Source organism: Luteibacter sp. (genome assembly GCF_035539195.1).
GTDB lineage: Bacteria > Pseudomonadota > Gammaproteobacteria > Xanthomonadales > Rhodanobacteraceae > Luteibacter.
Genome location: NZ_DATLIW010000029.1, coordinates 35,813 through 54,401, shown reverse-complemented (window position 1 = coordinate 54,401; position 18,589 = coordinate 35,813). Strand labels below are relative to the sequence as shown.

Below are 18,589 nucleotides of genomic sequence, written 5' to 3'. Positions count from 1 at the left end.
GACGAGGATGACCCATGAAGGGTGCTACGGCGGGAGCCGGGCGACCATTCCCCGAACGGTGTATGTCCGCCGCCCTGTTACTCGGATGTGCCAGCGCTACAGGACCAATGGCCGATCCGGCAGCTGGTTCTCGCGCGCCCGGCCGTCGGCCGGGAAATGCCGTGCGAGCAAGGCGCCCGCTTCGGCCACGCCGATCTGCACGCCTTCGCGAAAACGGCCTTCCGCGAAAGCCTCACGCATATGGCCCGTGATCGCTTCCCACTCGGCCGCCGTGACCGCCTTGGCGATGCCGCGGTCGGCGACGATCTCGATACGGTGCTCGGCGAGCAGGACATAAAGCAGGACGCCGCAGTTGTCGTCGGTGTCCCAGACGCGCAGGTGGGCGAAGAGCATGGCCGCTCGGTCGCGAGCGGTAACCTCCGATGCCACGGCGGAGAACGGCAGGCGCGACTCGATCGCCACGCGCAGTTCGCCGCGATGCGTAGCCTCCCCGGCCGATACCGTGCCGGCGATGGCATCGAGCGTTTCCGGGCCGAACTGGCGACCGATCTGGAACCAGGCCCCGAACAGGTTGGCGGCGATCCGTTGCATGTTCATCACCAGCTCCCCGACGCGCCGCCACCACCGAAGCTGCCGCCGCCTCCACTGAAGCCGCCGCCACCGCCGCCGCCGCCGAAGCCGCCGCCGCCAAAACCACCGCCGCCGCCCCAGCCACCGAAACCGCCCCAGCCGCCACCGCCGATGGAGCGCCCGGCCCCGCCCGGAATTGCCATGAACAGCGCACCGGCGACAAGGCCGATGACCCCGCCGAACAGGGAATGCATGAACAGCCAACCCAGGCCACCCGTGACCGCGCCGCCGATAGGCATGCGCGCCCACAGCGGCGCGCGCCCGAGGATGCCGCGGAGGAACAAGACGCCGAAGATCAGCGGCAGGAGCAGGCTTCCGCCACCGTTTCGACGCTCGTGGCTCTCATCGGGGTTGACCGGTGGCGGCAGGGATTCGCCGTCGACGATCTGGGTGATCGCGGTCAGCGCATCGCTGATGCCGCCGTAGTAATCGTTGGTGCGCAGCTTGGGCGCCATGTACTCCCGGATGATCCGTGAGGCGATCGCGTCCGGCAGCGCACCTTCCAGGCCGTAGCCGGTTTCGATGCGCACTCTGCGGTCGTCCTTGGCCACCAGCAGGAGGACACCGTCGTCCGGCCCCTTGCGGCCAATCTTGTTGGCTTCGGCCACCTTGAGGGAATAGCCTTCGAGGTCGTCCGGCTGGGTCGTCGGCACCATCAGTACGACCACCTGGGCACCCTTGCGCTTTTCCAGCTCGGCCAGCCGCGCATCCAGCTGGCCGACCTGATCGGCACTCAACGTACCGGTAAGGTCGGTTACGTGACGCTGCAACGTCGGCACGGCGGCATCGTCCGCCGCCAGCGCCGCCCAAGGCGGCGCCAGCAGGGCGACGGCGAGCAGCAGCCGCGCCGCGACCCGAAACATCAGCGGCTGGCCGCGGGAGCCGGTGCCTGGGCCGGAGCCGGGGTGGAACCGAAGTCCACGGTCGGCGCGGTGGAGATCGCCTTCTCGTTCTCGACGCTGAAGTTCGGCTTCACCTTGTAGCCCATGACCTTCGCGGTCAGGTTGTTCGGGAAGGAACGGATCAGCGTGTTGTAGGACTGGATGGCCGTCACGTAGCGGTTGCGCGCGACGGTGATGCGGTTCTCGGTGCCTTCGAGCTGGGCCTGGAGGTCACGGAAGGAACCGTCGGCCTTGAGCTGCGGGTAGTTCTCGCTGACCACCATCAGGCGCGAGAGCGCGCCGGACAGCTGGCCCTGGGCCGCCTGGAACTTGGCCAGGGCCTCGGGATCGTTGGCGAGCTCCGGCGTGATCTGCATCTGCCCGACCTTGGCGCGGGCGTTGGTCACTTCGGTGAGCACGCGCTCTTCGTGCTGGGCGTAGCCCTTCACGGTATTGACCAGGTTCGGCACCAGGTCCGCGCGACGCTGGTACTGGTTGAGGACTTCGGACCAGGCGGCCTTGACCGATTCGTCTTCGCGCTGGATGGCGTTGTAACCGCAACCGGACAAAAAGCCGGCGAGCAGGACGAGGGCAAAAGCACGGACGAGTGTCTTCATGGCGGCGATTCCTTGGGATGCGGGGCACAAGTTAACCCAAACCGGGGCGGCCCGCAGGAAATCGCGTGGCGCATCGCCGACGCATCGGCTCCCACCGAGCGCCGGATTCAGTTGAGGTAATGAGGGACCAGGATCAAGGCCCAGCTCACGCCGACCATCACCAGGAGAAAAAAGACCGCGGCGGAGCCCATATCCTTGGCCCGGCCGGCCAGTTCGTGGAATTCGGGGCTGACCAGGTCGACCACGGCTTCGATCGCCGAATTCAGCAGTTCGGCGGCGAGCACGAGGATGGGAAAGGTGACCAGCAGGATCTTCTCGATACCGCCATTGCCCAGCCAGAAGCCAAGGGGAACGAGGATCACGGCAAGATAAACCTCAAGCCTGAAGGACGCCTCGTGCTCATAGCAGGCTTTCAGTCCCTTCATGGACCACTGGAACGCGGTAAAGACCTGCCGCGGCCCGCGCGGAATCGTGGAAGCCATGGGCGGTCAGGTCGCCGAAGCGGACAAATGGACGGGATTCGGGACCATGGTCGGGGCTGGAGGTGGCGGTAGGCCCCCTATGATGCCATACCACGCCCTGGAAGCCGCCTGGAGCGCGCCGCGTGGCGTATCGCCGCGCCCCTCTGGCGCTGCAGCACAACCCGGCGGAACATTTGTATTACGCTTGAACGGTTGTGACTTCGTTCAGGGTCACGGCGACGGGAGCCAGGGTTCCGATCCCGGCTCGCTGTTTCCAATGCTTCCGGAAAATACATGGCAATCCAGAACCCGCCCGTTTCACAGACCAAGTCATTCAGCACGGTCTTCCTCATCGAGATGTGGGAGCGCTTCGGCTTCTACGGCATGCAGGTGCTGATGGTCACCTACATGGTGAAGAAGCTCGGCTTTCCCGACATCGACGCCAACCTGGTCTGGGGCGCAGCCTCCGCCCTGATCTATGCCACACCCGCGATCGGCGGCTGGATCGGCGACAAATTCCTCGGTACGCGTCGCACGATGCTGACCGGCGCCGTGGTCCTCATGATGGGCTACGCCCTGCTCTGGATCCCGACCAACAGCACCTACTTCCTGTACATCGCGTTGGGCGTGATCATCCTCGGCAACGGCCTGTTCAAACCGAACGCCGGCAACCTCGTGCGCAAGATCTACGAGGGCGACGAGGTCAAGATCGACAGCGCGTTCACCATCTACTACATGGCGGTGAACGTCGGCTCGACCATCTCGATGCTGTTGACCCCGTGGATCCGCGATTACGTGGGCCAGCATTACGGCGACGCGCTCGGCTGGCACACCGCCTTCGGTGTCTGCTCCATCGGCCTCATCCTCGGCCTGGTCAATTATTTCTTCATGCGCCAGACCCTGGCCCATGTCGGCTCCGAGCCGGACGAACACCCGCCGCTGGTGAAGAACATCCTCGCCATCGTCGGCGCGGGCATCCTGATCATCGCCGCCTCGGCTTACATCCTGCAGAACCAGGGCGTCGCACAGGCCTGCGTGTATATCGCCGGTGTCGTCATCCTCGGCATCTTCGTGCACCTGATCCGCTCGAGCGAACTGGGCGAACGCGCCGGCCTCATCGCCGCGCTCGTGCTGACCGTGCAGACCATCTTCTTCTTCATCTTCTACCAGCAGATGTCGACCTCGCTGAACCTGTTCGCCCAGCGCAACGTCGATCTGCAATTCAGCCTGTTCGGCTGGAACATCTTCACGTGGATTCCCGAGCAGTTCCAGTCGCTCAACGCGATCTGGATCGTGATCCTCTCGCCGATCCTCGTCTGGATCTACAACGCCCTCGGCAGGAGCGGCAAGGACTTCCCCGTCGCCGCCAAGTTCGCGCTGGGCTTCGCGGCCGTCGCCGCCGGCTTTTTCATGTACGGCCTGGGTGCCACCACCGCGATCGCCGGCAAGATCTCGTCCTGGTACATGGTCTGGGGTTACGGCCTGTATTCGCTGGGCGAAGTGCTGGTGAGCGGCCTCGGCCTCGCCATGATCGCGCGCTACGTGCCGGCGCGCATGGGTGGCTTCATGATGGGCGCCTACTACGTCGCCTCGGGCGTGGCCCAGTACATGGGTAGCGTCGTCGCCAACTACGCAGCCATTCCGGACAACATCACCGATCCGCTGCAGTCGCTGACCATCTACACCAGCCTGTTCAACAAGCTCGGCATGGTCGGCATCCTCTGCACGGGTATCGCCGTGGGCATGCTGCCGCTGATGAAGAAGCTGTCGCTCAATCATGCGCTGGCCAACGTGCCGCCGTTCCCGCCGGTACACAACGAAGACCTGTAACGCGCCGAAGGGCCGCCCACGTGGCGGCCCTTCCACTTTGAAGAGACCACCGTGAGCGACAACCTGCACTCGCCGTCATCCCGCTCCGGCCCCTTCGCACTCGCGCGTACCCTTGCCTGGCTCCGCCTGTGCGCCATTGCCGGGCAAAGCGTGGCGATTCTCTCCTGTGTCACCTTGCTCAATCTCGATGTCCCCTTGCTGCCGCTGATGATCGGCGTCTGCGTCCTCGCGGTGTTCGCCGCAGGGGCGTCGTTCCGTCTGGGCATGCCATGGAAAGTGACCGAAGGCGAAGCCATCGTGCACATCGCCGCCGATACGCTACTGCTGGGCTACCTGCTCTATTTCACCGGCGGTGCCAGCAATCCCTTCGTCACCCTGCTGCTGGTACCCATTGCGCTGTCGGCGGCCGCGCTATCGATCGCCGGCGTGTCGCTGGTGGCGATCCTCACCGGCGTCGCCTACGTGCTGCTCGTGCCGTACCACCTGCCGCTGCCGACACTGGGCAACAGCAGCCTGGATCTCGACCTCTACGTCGCGGGCATGGGTGTCAACTTCGTCATCATGGCGATCCTGCTGGGCGTGTTCATCAGCAACCTTGCCAAGGCCATCCGTCACCAGCAGGGCGAGGTGCAGCGCGTCCGGGAGCGCGCACTGCGCGACGAAGGCATCCTGGCCATCGCTACGCAGGCCGCCGGCGCCGCGCATGAACTCAATACGCCGTTGTCCACCATGCGCACACTGTTGCCGGAGATCCGCCGCGAGCATGCGGCGGACAACGAACTGGGCGACGACCTGGATCTTCTCCAGGGTCAAGTGGAACGCTGCCGCACCATTCTTCGCGAGATGGTGGCCTTCGGCCAGGCGCAGCTGTCGCAGGTGCCGGAGCGGATCACCCTGGGCGAATTCATCCACGGCTGCATGGAGCGCTTCCAGTTGCTGCGCCCCGAGGCCGAGGTGGCGCTCGACGTCTCCGACGATGCCGCGAGGCTCCGCCTGCGCTCACCGCCAGGCCTGCGCCACGCGCTGATCAACCTGCTCAACAATGCCGCCGATGCGTCGGCGCTGAACGACAGCGCCACCGTCTCGCTGGCGATTCGCCGTGACGACCGCTGGCTGGAACTCATCGTCACCGACGAGGGTCCCGGTTTCGACGAGTTCGACGAACTCGGCACGCTCGGCCTGTCGCAGAAGGCGACCGGCCTCGGCATCGGCCTTGCCCTTGCCGAAGCGACCGCCGAGCGCCTGGAAGGCGAACTCGCCGCCAGCAATACCGGCCACGGCGCACAGATGCGCCTGCGCCTGCCTCTTTCGGTTATTGGAGATTCGGTATGAATGAACTCGTCCCGCCCGGCGGTCGCCCTCTGTTGATCGTCGACGACGACCCGACGTTTGCCCGCGTGCTTGGCCGGGCGATGACCTCGCGCGGCTTCGAGGTGATCACCGCCGATAACGCCGACGATGCGCGTGCCCTCACCCGCCGCCACCAGCCGCGCTACTGCGTGCTCGACCTCAAGCTGGGCGATGAGAACGGACTGCGCCTGATCCCCGAGCTGCAGTCACTGGTGCCCGACATGCGCGTCCTGCTGCTCACCGGTTATGCGTCGATCGCGACCGCTGTGGAGGCGATCAAGCGTGGCGCGCACGATTACCTGGCCAAGCCCGTCGATGCCGACGCGGTGGTCCGCGCGCTGCTCGATGGCGACTCCGGCCCCGCCGACCCGGACGACCTGGTCGACGCACCGGATGCGCCGCTGCCGCTGCGTCGCCTGGAATGGGAGCATATCCAGCGCGTCCTGACCGAATGCGAAGGCAATATCTCGGAGACGGCACGCCGGCTCGGCATGCATCGGCGCACCTTGCAGCGCAAGCTGAGCAAGCACCCCGTGCGCGAACGCCCGGACGAGCGCTGAGCATGCCCCGCCTCGCCTCCCCCGCCTCCCTCGCCTTGCTGCTGCTCGCCAGCGGGACGTCGGCCCATGCCGACGACATGCACGGCATGGCCATGGGCCACGAAGCGCCACTGGGCTTCGATGCCGCCATCGATGCCGCCGGTCATCTGTGGGTCGTCGATACCGTCGGCGAGCACGTGCGCGCCCGCCGGTCCGAAGACATGGGCCGCACCTTCAGCGCCTCCACCATCGTCAACCCCACCGGCGAGCCCATTTACGCCGAAGGCGAGAACCGGCCAAAGATCGCGCTGGGGCCGAAGGGTGAGCTGTATGTCACCTGGTCGCAGCCACGCAAGCTTCCGTGGACCGGGTTCGTGCGGTTCTCACGCTCGCTCGATGGTGGCGCCCACTTCGATCTGCCAACCACCGTGCATACGGATCGCGCGGAAATCACCCATCGTTTCGACTCACTCGCCGTGGATGGCAAGGGCGACGTCATCGTTGCCTGGATCGACAAACGCGACGTCGAAGCCGCCAAGGCGACGGGCAAGCCGTACCTCGGCGCGGCGACGTATTACAGCTGGTCGACGGATCGCGGCGCGCACTTCGCCCCCGAGCGCAAGATCGTCGACGAGAGTTGCGAGTGCTGCCGCATCGCGCTGGCGCGTGCGCCCGACGGTTCCATCGACGCCTTCTTCCGCGCCATCTACGGTGACAACATCCGTGACCATGCCTTTGCCAGCTTGCCTGCTGGCGGCGCATCGCCCAAGGTGGAGCGTGCGACGTTCACGCAGTGGCACATTGAAGGCTGCCCCCATCATGGTCCCTCGTTGTCCATCGACGCGAAGGGCACTCGCCACGCCGTGTGGTTCAGCGCCGCCGACGGAAAGGCGACGATCTGGTACGGCCAGTTGGTGCCGGGCGCGCCACCGGCTCATCTGGCGACCGTCGCCACCGCCGGGGCATCGCACGCCGATCTTCTCGCCGATGGCGCACACGTCTGGATCGCCTATCACCAGATGTCGGCTGAAGGACTGAACCTGATGCTGCGTGAGTCCACCGATGGTGGCGCCAGCTTCGGCGAGGCAAGGCAGATTGCGCACACGGCCGACGCATCCGGTTGGCCGAAACTGCTGCTCTGGGATCACCGCGCCTTCGTGGCCTGGAATCCACAAGGCCAGTTCCGGCTCGTGCCGACGGAAGCGCTGCATTGATGAGGCGACTGCTACTGGCTGGCGCCCTGGCGGCGGCGACACCGGCGTTCGCCGCGCCGCCTGTCGCCCTCGCCTCGACGGACGTGAAGGCGTTGGTCGCGCCGCCAGCCAAGGGCGTGCGTGTCGTCGCATTGTGGGCACTGGACTGCGCCTACTGCGAAGAAAATCTCTCGGCACTGCTTGCCTGGCAGCGACGGCACGCCGACGTCGACCTCGTTTTCGTCGCCACGGATGGGATCGGACAGCGCGAAGCGCTGACGGCGCGGCTGAAGGCGGCAGGGCTGGATGCGGTACCGTCGCGCGCGTACGCCGATGCGACGCCCGACCGGATCAATTACCTGATCGATCCGACCTGGGGCGGGGAGACGCCGCGTACGCTGGTGATCCGCGCGGATGGCACGCGGAAGGCGTTCAGCGGGGCGTTGAGTGCCGAGCGGATTTCGAGGCTGGTGAACTGAGGCTGCGCAGGGGATCGCCGATGAATCGGCTCCCACACAGCCGATGAATCGGCTCCCACACAGCCGGTGAAGCGGCTCCCACACAAGCGGGGGATCAAGCCTCGACGGGCTGTGGGTGCGGGAAACGCACGCTGGCGACGCGGTTCGCGCCGGGAAGGGAACGCAGTTCGAGCGGCCACTGGAAACGATCGGAGAGTCGCCGCGCGATCGCCAGGTCGAAACCGTGGCGGTCCACCGACGCATGACGACGACTGCCCTGCTCCGGCATGTCGACGGCGGGATTGATCACGCTCACGCTACCCGGCATCACGGTCACGACGATCACGCCCTGGTCGGTCTGCTGCAGCGCGTGCCGAATCAACTGTCCGCAAAGCACGGCGAACACCCGGGGCGACGCATGCAGCGCGAAACTCGCAGGCTCGTCGAGGATCAGCTCCACGGGACGACCGGCGATCAGCTCACGCGCATACTCGACTTCCTGGCGGAGCACCTTGTTGACGACGAAGTCTTCCTCGGCCAGGCCCTGGTCGGACTCGCGCGAAAGAATGAGGAAGGCCTCGACAAGCGCTTCCAGCTCGCGCGTGGAGCGACGGATGCGCTCCAGCGAACGGTGACCGAAGTCGGACAGATCGGTCTCGTCGGCGAGCATGTCCGAGGACATCTTGATGACGGTCAGCGGGCTGCGCAGCTCATGGCTGGCATCCCGGGTGAAATTGCGCTCGCGCTCGCCGAAGCCATCGATCCGCGACGCCAGCCCGTGCAGGCCACGGATCAGCGAACCGACGTCGTTGTTGGAGTGCTTGCCGCCCTCGGCGTCCAGCTGGGCCATATCCGGCTTGTCCGGATCCCAGCCTTCGAGAAGACGCGCCAGCGCCGCGATCGGCACCCACTCGCGAGACACGGCCAGCCACGCCAGGCAGCCCGACGACAGCATGATCGCTATCGCCGCACCGACCGGCGCGACGTTCTTCGCCGCCATCAGCGAAGCGATGACGACGACCAGGGTCTGCAGAGCGAAGACAATGGCGACACGAGCACGAAACGATCCGCGCCGACGCCTTGTCCCCTGCGATTTGCTGCCTTCCATCGATTACATCCGGTGCCGCGGAGCCTTCATGCCGTCTGCGACGCCGCGACTTCGGAATCGAGGTCGGCCAGGCGGTAACCCGCCGAATGGATCGTATGCAGGAGCGGACGGTCGAACGGCTTGTCGATGACACGACGCAGGTTGTACAGGTGCGAGCGCAGCGTGTCCGAATCGGGCAGGGTATCGCCCCAGATCTCGCGCTCGATGTCGCGGCGGCTGACCACGCGCGGCGATTCGCGCATCAGGATCGCGAGCAGCTTCAGGCCGATCGGCGAAACGGTGAGTTCCTGACCGCCGCGGGTGAGGCGGAGCGTGGCGGTGTCGAGGGTCATGTCGCCCACGTTGAGCACCTCGGACGAGACCTGGCGACGATCGCGGCGGATGAGCGCGCGCAGGCGGGCCTCGAGTTCACGCACTTCGAACGGCTTGACCAGGTAGTCGTCGGCGCCGGCTTCGAGGCCGACCAGCTTGTCTTCCAGGGTGTCGCGCGCGGTGAGCATCAGCACCGGCGTGGATTTCTTGCCGTCCTTGCGCAGCTTGCGGCAGACGTCCAGGCCGTCCATGCCCGGGAGCATGAGGTCGAGCACGATCACGTCGTAGCTGTTGGACACCGCCAGGTGCAGGCCGCTCACGCCGTCGGCGGCATAATCGACCGAGTAGCCCCGACGCTCAAGGAACTCGCCCACCATCTCGGCGATCTGGCGATTGTCCTCGACAAGAAGGATCAGGCCGGCCTGTTCGTCGCGGTTGCTCATCGGTGCCACTCCTCTGTGATTCACAAATGTGAAGAGTTAACGGCCGGACCAGTGAGAACCGTGTGAAGACCGAAAACGAGCATTCATTCTGCGGACGCCTACGTGGAGGTTATGTCGTTTAACGAAGCAGGGGCGTAAGCGCTTTCCACACATTCTCCGCCACGCGGGGCTCACCCTGGGCCGTGGGATGAAGGCCATCCTCCTGCATCAGGGCCGGGTCCAGTGCCACGCCGTCGAGCAGGAACGGTACGAGGCCCACGTTGTGTTTTTTCGCGGCATCGGCGTACACCTTGCGCAGTCCGTCCCGGTACTGCGGGCCATAGTTGACCGGCAGCTCGATACCCAGCAGCAGGACCCTCGCCCCCGCCCCCTTCGCGGCGTCGATCATGCTGTCGAGATTGCCCGCGAGTTGCCCCAGCGGCAGCCCTTGCAGCCCATCGTTCGCGCCCAGTTCGATCACCACCACCGAGGGATGCTGTTTCTGCAGCAGGCCGGGTAGCCGGTTACGCCCGCTCAGTGAGGTCTCCCCGCTGATGCTGGCATTGACCATCGCCCACGGCGTCGCCATCTTCGAAGTGCGAGCGTCCAGCAAACGCACCCAACCGGCATCCACCGGGATGTTGTGCGCCGCCGACAACGAGTCCCCGAGCACCAGAACCTTGCGCGGCGTTTCCGCCGCGGAGGCGATGGCGCACCAGAGCAACAGCAACAGGAACAGGCAACGACGCATGAGCGATTCTTCCCGAGGTCTTCTTGAAGTGACCGATGTTAGCAAGTCGGTTTTCGGCCCGGAGGGACGGCTGGACATCCTGTCCGGGGTGAACCTCAGCGTGGCGGCGGGCGAGAGCTTCGCCATCGTCGGCGCCTCGGGCTCGGGCAAGACCACCCTCCTCGGCCTTCTGGCCGGCCTGGACGTCGCGACGGCAGGCAGCGTTCGCCTCGACGGTCAGCCGCTCGAGGCGATCGACGAGGAAGCCCGCGCGGCCATCCGCCGGCGCCTGGTCGGTTTCGTGTTCCAGTCGTTCCATCTGTTGCCGGCACTGACCGCCGAGGAAAACGTGATGCTCCCGCTGGAGCTGGAAGGCGACAACTCGGCGCGCGAGCGGGCCCATGCCGCGCTGGACTCGGTCGGCCTCGGTGCGCGCCGCCGCCATTACCCGGCCCAGCTCTCGGGCGGCGAGCAGCAGCGCGTGGCGCTGGCCCGCGCCTTCGTGCACCGGCCGCGCATCCTCTTTGCAGACGAACCCACGGGCAACCTCGACCAGCACACCGGGGAGCACATCGGCGACCTGCTCTTCGCGATGAACAGCGAACACAACACCACGCTGATCCTGGTCACTCACGACGCTCGCCTTGCCGCTCGTTGCGCACGCTCGGCGGAACTGCACGAAGGCCGCCTCGGGGTACCCGCGTGAACGTGACCCGGCTGGCCCTGCGCACGCTCCGGCGCGAATGGCACCTTGTCGAACTGCGCACCCTGGCGGCGTCGCTGGTGCTGGCGGTGATCGCACTGGGCGTCGTCGCTACACTATCCACCCGCATCGAGCGCGGCATCCTTGCCAGCGCCGCGGAGTTGATCGGCGGCGACATGGGCGTGTCCGCTCCGGCGCCCCTGCCCGAGCCCCTCGTGCAGTCGGCCACGGACGGTGGCCTGCACACCACGCGTGGGGCCGCCTTCCGCAGCGTCGCCTTCGTCGGCGAACACAGCCAACTGCTCGATGTGCAGGCGACCGACGCGGCCTACCCGCTGCGTGGCACCCTGGAAGTCCTCGACGCGAAGGGCAGCGACCATGCCAGCCATGGCCCGGGGCGCGGCGAAGTATTCCTCGACCATCGCGCCCTGGTCGGCCTGGGCATCACGCCGGGACAGAAGCTGCAGATCGGCGGCCGCGACCTCACCGTCGCCGCCGAACTGATTCGCCAGCCCGACGGCGGCGAATTGTTCGCCCTGGCCCCACGCGCGCTGATGAACCTCGACGACGCGAACGATGCCGGCCTGCTTTCCGTCGGCAGCCGGGCACGGCACAGCCTGCTCGTCGCCGGGCCGCCGGCCGCCGTCGCCGCCTGGCGTGCCAGCGTGGAGCAAAGCTCGCTGCCCCACGGCGCCGAGTTGATCACGCCGGAAAAGATGCAGGAACGTATGCGCTCCGCTTTCGATCGCGCCAGCGCGTTCCTGCGCCTGACCGCCCTGCTCTCCGCGCTGCTCGCTGGCGTAGCGATCGCCCTGGCCTCCTCGCGTTACGCACGCCGCAAGGCCGCCGAGGTGGCCCTGCTGCGCGCGCTGGGCACACCGCGTCGACGTATCGCCGCCCTGCTGATAACGACGCTTGCCGCCCTGGCCATCCCTGCCGCGGCACTGGGTATGGCGATCGCGCTGGGTCTGGCGCAGGGCGCCTGGTATTTCGCCAGCCAGCTGTTCGACAACATCCCGACCACGCTGCCCCTGGGCCCCGCGTTCGCCGCCGCGGCAATGGGGCTGGCGGTCCTGGCCGGCTTCGCCCTGCCGCCGCTGGTTCGTCTTGCCGAGGTGCCGCCGGTCGCGGTCTTCCGCGAATCCATGCAGCGCCGCGTGCGCCGCTTCGACGCCCTCTACCTGGTGCCGGTGCTGACCGCCGTCGCCCTGGTCTGGCTGCAGAGCGATTCGGCGAAACTCGCCGGCATCCTGGCCGCGAGCCTTGCCGGGGTCGCCGTGGTCGCCGCGCTCCTTTCCGGCCTCCTCCTGGTCATCGCGCGACGCGTCGCACCGGGCGCGCATCCCGCGCTGCGGCTGGGCCTTGCCGCGCTCGCGCGTCGCCGCGGCCTGTCCCTCGTGCAGGCCACGGCGTTGTCGCTTGGGCTTTGCGCCCTCCTGCTGCTGGCAGTCATCGCGCCCTCGCTGCTCGACGGCTGGCGACGCGAACTACCGGTGGATACGCCGAACTGGTTCGCGCTCAACCTGCAGGACGAGCAGCGCGACGAGTTCTCGCGTGCGCTGGAGCGTATGGGCGCGACGAAGACCAACATGATGCCCCTCGCAGTGGGCAAGCTCACCGCGATCAACGGCAGCTCGATCGATCGCATCGCCTTCGTCGACGATCAGGCCAAGGACGCGGCGGACCGGCAGTTGCGCCTGTCATGGAGCGCCGACCTGCCGCCCTCCAACAAGGTCGTCGCCGGCAGGTGGCCGGGCGCCTCCCCCGCGCAGGCCGAGGTATCGGTCGACACGTCGTGGCGCGATCGTTTTCACCTCAAACTGGGCGACACCCTGCGCTTCGAGGTCGGCGAGGGTACGGTGGATGCGCGCCTGACCAGCGTGCGCCAGGTCGACTGGAGTTCGTTCCGGGTCAACTTCTTCCTGATGATCGATCCGACACACGCCACCGACCTGCCGCACACCTGGCTGACCAGCTTCTATCTTCCGCGCGGCCACGCCGACGACCTTGCAAAGGTATCGCGCGACTTCGGCAACCTCAGCCTGATCGACGTGGACGCCCTGCTCGACCGTGTCCGCGAAATCGTCGATCGGGTCGGCGGCGCCGTGCGCTGGGTGCTCGGATTCAGCCTGCTCGCAGGCGCGCTGGTGCTTGCCGCGGCATTGGCGGCAAGCGCGCAGGAGCGGCGTAAAGAGGCCGCACTTTTACGCACGCTCGGCGCCACGCGCGCGCAACTGCGCGCGGCGGCGGCCTGCGAGTTCGCCCTGCTGGGCCTGGTCGCCGGCCTCACCGCCGCACTCGGTGCCAGCGGCGCGGGCTTCTGGCTGGGCAACGCGGTATTCCATATCGAACACTTCGTGCCGCCTGTCTGGCCACTGGTCGGCGCTGCCGTCCTCGCCGCGTTCGTGGTCATGGCGATCGGCCTGTACGGCACGCGGCGCGTACTGAGGACGTCGCCGATGGCCCTGTTGCGCGAGGGCTGAGACCTAGCCGGAAAGACGCATTTCCAGCGACATGACGATCGCTTCCTCGCGCCCACCCTTCGCCGGGTAGTACGCGGGGCGGCGACCGATCTCGGTGAAACCGAGGGTCTCGTAGAGCGTCTTGGCTACCGGGTTCGATGGACGGACTTCTAGGAAGATTCGTTCCACCCCGTACCAACGGGCAAGGTCGATCAGCCGGCGCATCATGCGACGGCCATAGCCGAGGCCGCGATGGGCGTCGCCGATACAGACGTTGAGTACATGTGCTTCGCCGGCGGCAACGGAAAGGATGCCGTAGCCGGCGATCTCCCCCTCGTGTACCAGCACCCAGCAATTGTGCCCGGCCTGGAGGCAGTCGCGGAAAATGCCCGCGCTCCAGGGAAACTCATACGAAGCGTGTTCGATGGCGACGACCGCGTCGAGATCCTCGCGACGCATCGCGCGCACTTCCGTGGAGGGACGGGTCACGGCGACCATGGTGTCAGCCCGTGGCGAGGGCGCGTCCGAGCGCGCGCAGGCCGTTCCACAAACGACGCTTGGCAGCCGCATCGGCCAGGATGGCCGAGGGCGGATCGACCAGTACGATCTGCGCGGCGCTCAGCACCGCTGCGGGAAGTTCCTGTCCAAGGGCGCGCGCCTGGGCTTCACCGAAGACGAGATAGGCCCCCGCCACCGGCACCCGCCCGAGCCCACGTTCGCCGACTTCGAGGCGAGCGGCGCGACCGGTGACCGGGCCGAACGCGCGCAACGCCTTGCCGAGCAGGTCGAGTTCACGGGCACTGCTGCCGGCCGGAAGGATCACCACACATCCCGCCTGCTCGGCGGTGGCCGGCTCATTGGCGGACACGGCATCGTCGCCCGGGGCCACGTCGCCCACCCGCAGGCGCCACGGGGTGACACCCATGACCCGGAGCAAGCGTTCGCGACGATTGGCGATGGCTGGCATGGCGATCTTCTTACTCCGCTGCTTTGGCGTGCCGGCGCACGCGACGACGATGAGTGGCGCGTCCCCACAGGGTGTGGACCGGACCGGAGATGGTGTAGATCACGGCCACGGCGAACAACACGCGGGCGGTATCGATCAGCAGAAGCACCACGATGAGCACCGCGGCGATCAACCAGATGAAGGGGACACGGTCGCCCTTCGGCCATGCCTTGAAGCTGTAGTAGCGCACGTTGCTGACCATGAGCAGGCCGGCGATCACGGCCAGCGGCATGGCGAAGAACGCCACCGACGGGCCGGAAATGTCGAATTTTTCCATGGTCCAGACGAAGGACATGCACAAGCCGGCAGCGGCCGGGCTGGCCAGCCCCTGGAAATAGCGCTTGTCGGCCACACCGACCTGCGTATTGAAGCGTGCCAGGCGCAAGGCGGCGCACACCGCATAGATGAACGCGGCGGCCCAGCCGATCTTGCCCCACACCGGGCCATAGGCGGCCAGCGACGACAGCGACCAGGTGTACATGACCAGGGAGGGAGCGAGGCCGAAGCTGACCAGGTCGGAAAGCGAGTCGTACTGGACGCCGAATTCGCTCTGCGTGTTGGTCATGCGCGCGACGCGACCATCCATGCCGTCCAGGATGGCGGCGACGAAAACCGCCAGGGCTGCTGTCTGGTAGTGACCACCGATCGCCGAGACGATCGCGTAGAACCCCGCGAACATCGCACCGGTGGTGAACAGGTTGGGGAGCAGGTAAATGCCGCGGTGACGCGGCCCCTGGACCTGGATCGGATCGCTCATGGGCCAATGCCGTGACGTGGGAGGACAGTGTAGCCCAGGCGCCGTGAAGCGTCAGTCGGGCGCCGGCGTAAGCGCTGCCGCACGAAACACGACATGGTCGCTTGCGTGCCGTACCGTCCGGTGATAGTTGTTTGCGCCACTATTCACCCTGCCGGATGGCCCGCATGCGCCGCTACCTCGTTCTCGCCCTTCTCGTCGCGGTCTGTCCACTGGCTTTCGGCCAGGCCTACAAGTGGAAGGACGCCCAGGGCGTCACGCACTATGCCGATTCCCCGCCGCCGGCAGGTACCAAGGTCGAGAAGATCAAGACCAGCGGCGTCGTCGTCCCGCCGGCAGGCAATCCGGTACCCGCGCCGGCCAAAGCCTCGACTGCCGCGGCGCCCGCCGCACCGGGCGCCGTTGCCGATACTCCGGCCAACCGCGCCAAGCTGTGCGACCAGTTGCGCAAGAACGCCGATACGCTGAACAAGGAAAAGGAGGTCTCCGTGGATGACGGCAAAGGGGGCACCCGCCTCCTGGACGATGCCGGCCGTAAGCGCCAGGTCGAAACCACCCAGGCGCAGATGACCCTCTACTGCAAGTAACCGGGCCGCTCGCGGGGCGAGTAGCCAGCCTATAATCCCCGCTTTCACCCGAAAGACATCCCGCATGCGCCTCAGCCAGTTCCACCTCGCCACCGTCAAGCAAGTCCCCGCCGATGCGGAAGTCGCCAGCCACAAGCTGATGCTGCGCGCCGGCATGATCCGCAAGCTGGCTTCGGGCCTCTACACCTGGAGCCCGCTGGGCCTGCGCGTGCTGCGAAAGGTCGAGCATGTGGTCCGCGAAGAGATGGTGCGGGCGGGCGCGATCGAGGTACTGATGCCGTCCGTGCAGCCGCGCGAACTGTGGGAAGAAACCGGCCGCTGGGAGAAGTTCGGCGGCCAGCTCCTCAAGATCAAGGATCGCAAGGAGCAGGAATTCTGCTACGGCCCCACGCATGAGGAAGTCATCACCGACTTCGCGCGCAACGAGCTCAACAGCTACAAACAGCTGCCGCTCAACTTCTTCCAGATCCAGACCAAGTTCCGCGACGAGATCCGCCCACGCTTCGGCGTGATGCGCGCGCGCGAGTTCCTGATGAAGGATGCCTATTCCTTCCATCTCACCCCGGAATCGCTCGGCGAGACCTACCAGGCGATGTACGACGCCTACTCGCGCATCTTCACCCGTCTCGGGCTGGAATTTCGCGCCGTCGACGCCGACACGGGCGCCATCGGCGGCAGCGCCAGCCACGAGTTCCAGGTGCTCGCGGACTCGGGCGAAGATGCGATCGCCTTCTCGGATGCGTCGTCGTACGCGGCCAACATCGAGAAAGCCGAGGCCCTCGCGCCGGTGGGGGAACGCCCCGCTCCGTCGGCCGCGCTCACTCGGGTGGACACGCCGAAGCAGCGCACGATCGACGAGGTCACCGCCTTCCTCGGCGTGCCGGCCAGCCAGCTGGTCAAGACCATCCTGGTCCGTGGCCGCGACGGCCTGGTGGCCCTTTGCGTGCGCGGCGACCACGAGGTCAACGAAGTAAAGGCCGCCCACCTTCCCGAGCTGCCCGACGAATCCGAACTCGCCAGCGAAGAGGAAATCCTCGCCGCCACGGGCGCCCGTCCCGGCTCCATCGGTCCGGTCGGCCTGCCCGACGCGATTCCCGTCATCGTCGATCGCAGCGCGGCCCTGCTCGCCGATTTCGTCTGCGGCGGCAACCAGGACGGCACGCACTTCACCGGGGCCAACTGGCAGCGCGACGCGCGGATCAACCGCATCGCCGACATCCGCAAGGTGGTCGACGGCGACCTGTCGCCGGATGGCAAGGGACATATCCGCCTCGCGCGCGGCATCGAAGTCGGTCACATCTTCCAGCTCGGCCAGAAATACGCCGAAGCCATGGGCGCCGACGTGCTCGACAGCAACGGCAAGAAAGCCACCATGTACATGGGCTGCTACGGCGTAGGCGTCAGCCGCATCGTCGCCGCCGCCATCGAACAGCGCAACGACGAGGCCGGCATGATCTGGACCGATGCCATGGCGCCGTGGCGCGTCGCCGTATGCGTCATCAACCCGAAGAATGCCGATGCCGTCGTCGCCGAAGCCGGCGAGTCGCTGTACCAAGAACTTTCGCAGGCTGGCGTCGACACCGTGCTCGACGATCGCGGTCTGCGGCCGGGTTCGATGTTTGCCGACATCGAACTCATCGGCATCCCGCACCGTGTCGTCGTTAGCGCACGCGGACTGGAAGCCGGCACGTTTGAATACCGCGCCCGGACAGACAGCGAAAGCCGGAACGTGACCCGCCAGGAGCTATTGGCACTTCTCGGCGCCCTCTAATCGGAGCATTACTGGCGTGGTTATCTGCCGTTATTTCACGTAGGTAACAACCAGGCTTTTTACGCGAATGCCGGATACAGACATCCGGCATTTTGCTTTTTGTCGCGCAACCAGCTAAAAATCCCGGCGCGCACGTTAATCCTGCACCGGAGACCCTCATGGCTGTCGATATCAAGAACCTCAACCACAACCAGCTCAATGAGCTGATTTCCAAGGCACAGGTCCGCCAGACCGAACTGCGCAAGGAAAAGGTGGCCAAGCTGCGTGAAAAGATCAATGCGCTGATCAAGGCCGAGGGATTCACGTTCGACGACGTATTCGGCGCCCGAGCCCCGAAATCCAAGCGGGCCGGCACCACCGTCGCCGCGAAGTACCGCAACCCCGGCAACGCCGAGCAGACCTGGTCCGGCCGCGGCAAGCGCCCGCGCTGGTTCAATGAAGCACTCAAAGCCGGCAAGAAAGAAACCGACCTGCTTGTTTGATTCGCTGTCATTAAGCTGAAAAATCGAAGCCCTGCTAATGCGGGGCTTTTTTTTCGGCCTTTGCTCATTGCCTGTTTAAGGCTCGCGTTGCGTCGCAAGAGCCGGCGGGTGGGTCTTCGTTCGACGCGATAGGGGCTGCCCCTCGACGTTACGAGGACGATGTTGTGGGAGCCGATTCATCGGCGATCCCGCGGCAGCGGGCCAGGGTGCGGCAAGCACCCATCGCCGCTGAAGCGGCTCCCACAGTAAAGGCGCCCCCGGTCGGAGTCCGACCCGGCCCGTAGGGCAATAAG

20 protein-coding genes are annotated in these 18,589 nt (G+C 66.4%); 10 read left to right on the top strand and 10 right to left on the bottom strand.

Translation table 11 applies throughout. The features are described from left to right. Nucleotides 1–96 precede the first annotated feature (96 nt). The 4 genes from VM621_RS09355 to VM621_RS09340 all read right to left on the bottom strand — a co-directional run bounded on the left by VM621_RS09355 (nt 97) and on the right by VM621_RS09340 (nt 2,610). The gene (locus VM621_RS09355) at nt 97–597 is read right to left on the bottom strand and encodes a TPM domain-containing protein (protein ID WP_325468700.1); all 501 of its coding nucleotides are present in this window, start codon (nt 595–597) and stop codon (nt 97–99) included. Then, nucleotides 597–1,493, bottom strand: coding sequence for a TPM domain-containing protein (locus VM621_RS09350; RefSeq protein ID WP_325468699.1), 897 nt, complete (start codon nt 1,491–1,493; stop codon nt 597–599). The genes VM621_RS09355 and VM621_RS09350 overlap by 1 nt, the downstream gene beginning before the upstream one ends. Beyond that, on the bottom strand, nt 1,493–2,128 hold the full coding sequence (locus VM621_RS09345) for a LemA family protein (RefSeq protein ID WP_325468698.1): 636 nt from the start codon (nt 2,126–2,128) through the stop codon (nt 1,493–1,495). Before VM621_RS09345 ends, VM621_RS09350 begins: the two co-directional genes overlap by 1 nt. 107 nt (nt 2,129–2,235) lie before the next feature. Beyond that, nucleotides 2,236–2,610: a diacylglycerol kinase gene (locus VM621_RS09340; protein WP_325468697.1), complete on the bottom strand. Its 375-nt coding sequence runs from the start codon at nt 2,608–2,610 to the stop codon at nt 2,236–2,238. Nucleotides 2,611–2,883: 273 nt separating this feature from the next. Here VM621_RS09340 and VM621_RS09335 point away from each other — a divergent pair, with 273 nt between their 5' ends. From VM621_RS09335 to VM621_RS09315, 5 genes are read left to right on the top strand one after another with little or no spacing between them, the layout of a single operon-like run. Continuing rightward, on the top strand, nt 2,884–4,419 hold the full coding sequence (locus VM621_RS09335; RefSeq protein WP_325468696.1) for an oligopeptide:H+ symporter: 1,536 nt from the start codon (nt 2,884–2,886) through the stop codon (nt 4,417–4,419). A 51-nt stretch (nt 4,420–4,470) separates the two neighbouring features. Further along, complete coding sequence (locus tag VM621_RS09330; RefSeq protein ID WP_325468695.1) at nt 4,471–5,751, top strand: ATP-binding protein; 1,281 nt, start codon at nt 4,471–4,473, stop codon at nt 5,749–5,751. Further along, nucleotides 5,748–6,329, top strand: a complete 582-nt coding sequence (locus tag VM621_RS09325) for a response regulator transcription factor (RefSeq protein ID WP_325468694.1) — start codon at nt 5,748–5,750, stop codon at nt 6,327–6,329. Before VM621_RS09330 ends, VM621_RS09325 begins: the two co-directional genes overlap by 4 nt. A 2-nt stretch (nt 6,330–6,331) precedes the next feature. Continuing rightward, nucleotides 6,332–7,522: a sialidase family protein gene (locus VM621_RS09320; RefSeq protein WP_325468693.1), complete on the top strand. Its 1,191-nt coding sequence runs from the start codon at nt 6,332–6,334 to the stop codon at nt 7,520–7,522. Beyond that, on the top strand, nt 7,522–7,980 hold the full coding sequence (locus VM621_RS09315; RefSeq protein ID WP_325468692.1) for a hypothetical protein: 459 nt from the start codon (nt 7,522–7,524) through the stop codon (nt 7,978–7,980). The genes VM621_RS09320 and VM621_RS09315 overlap by 1 nt, the downstream gene beginning before the upstream one ends. A 94-nt stretch (nt 7,981–8,074) precedes the next feature. Here VM621_RS09315 and VM621_RS09310 read toward each other — a convergent pair whose 3' ends face one another. The 3 genes from VM621_RS09310 to VM621_RS09300 form a co-directional block, all read right to left on the bottom strand. Beyond that, complete coding sequence (locus VM621_RS09310; RefSeq protein ID WP_325468691.1) at nt 8,075–9,067, bottom strand: HAMP domain-containing sensor histidine kinase; 993 nt, start codon at nt 9,065–9,067, stop codon at nt 8,075–8,077. A 26-nt stretch (nt 9,068–9,093) separates the two neighbouring features. Further along, the gene (locus VM621_RS09305) at nt 9,094–9,822 is read right to left on the bottom strand and encodes a response regulator transcription factor (RefSeq protein ID WP_036111366.1); all 729 of its coding nucleotides are present in this window, start codon (nt 9,820–9,822) and stop codon (nt 9,094–9,096) included. A gap of 118 nt (nt 9,823–9,940) precedes the next feature. Continuing rightward, the gene (locus VM621_RS09300) at nt 9,941–10,552 is read right to left on the bottom strand and encodes an arylesterase (RefSeq protein ID WP_325468690.1); all 612 of its coding nucleotides are present in this window, start codon (nt 10,550–10,552) and stop codon (nt 9,941–9,943) included. Here VM621_RS09300 and VM621_RS09295 point away from each other — a divergent pair. Then, nucleotides 10,551–11,237, top strand: coding sequence for an ABC transporter ATP-binding protein (locus VM621_RS09295; RefSeq protein WP_325468689.1), 687 nt, complete (start codon nt 10,551–10,553; stop codon nt 11,235–11,237). The two genes, VM621_RS09300 and VM621_RS09295, sit on opposite strands and share 2 nt — an antisense overlap. Then, nucleotides 11,234–13,717, top strand: coding sequence for an ABC transporter permease (locus VM621_RS09290; protein WP_325468688.1), 2,484 nt, complete (start codon nt 11,234–11,236; stop codon nt 13,715–13,717). Before VM621_RS09295 ends, VM621_RS09290 begins: the two co-directional genes overlap by 4 nt. Nucleotides 13,718–13,720: 3 nt before the next feature. Here VM621_RS09290 and rimI read toward each other — a convergent pair whose 3' ends face one another. The 3 genes from rimI to pssA are packed head-to-tail and all read right to left on the bottom strand — an operon-like array spanning nt 13,721 to nt 15,459. Continuing rightward, entirely contained in the window at nt 13,721–14,194 is a 474-nt protein-coding gene (rimI, locus tag VM621_RS09285) for a ribosomal protein S18-alanine N-acetyltransferase (RefSeq protein WP_325468687.1), read from the bottom strand. A gap of 4 nt (nt 14,195–14,198) precedes the next feature. Continuing rightward, a complete protein-coding gene (locus tag VM621_RS09280; RefSeq protein ID WP_325468686.1) occupies nt 14,199–14,663 on the bottom strand; it encodes a hypothetical protein in 465 nt (154 codons plus the stop codon). A 10-nt stretch (nt 14,664–14,673) separates the two neighbouring features. Continuing rightward, nucleotides 14,674–15,459: a CDP-diacylglycerol--serine O-phosphatidyltransferase gene (gene pssA / locus VM621_RS09275; protein ID WP_325468685.1), complete on the bottom strand. Its 786-nt coding sequence runs from the start codon at nt 15,457–15,459 to the stop codon at nt 14,674–14,676. A gap of 164 nt (nt 15,460–15,623) precedes the next feature. Here pssA and VM621_RS09270 point away from each other — a divergent pair, with 164 nt between their 5' ends. The 3 genes from VM621_RS09270 (at nt 15,624) to VM621_RS09260 (ending at nt 18,296) form a co-directional block, all read left to right on the top strand. Then, a complete protein-coding gene (locus tag VM621_RS09270; protein ID WP_325468684.1) occupies nt 15,624–16,043 on the top strand; it encodes a DUF4124 domain-containing protein in 420 nt (139 codons plus the stop codon). 64 nt (nt 16,044–16,107) lie between these two features. Next, on the top strand, nt 16,108–17,814 hold the full coding sequence (locus tag VM621_RS09265; protein WP_325468683.1) for a proline--tRNA ligase: 1,707 nt from the start codon (nt 16,108–16,110) through the stop codon (nt 17,812–17,814). 158 nt (nt 17,815–17,972) lie between these two features. Then, nucleotides 17,973–18,296, top strand: coding sequence for an H-NS histone family protein (locus tag VM621_RS09260; RefSeq protein ID WP_325468682.1), 324 nt, complete (start codon nt 17,973–17,975; stop codon nt 18,294–18,296). The last annotated feature ends 293 nt before the right edge of the window (nt 18,297–18,589 follow it).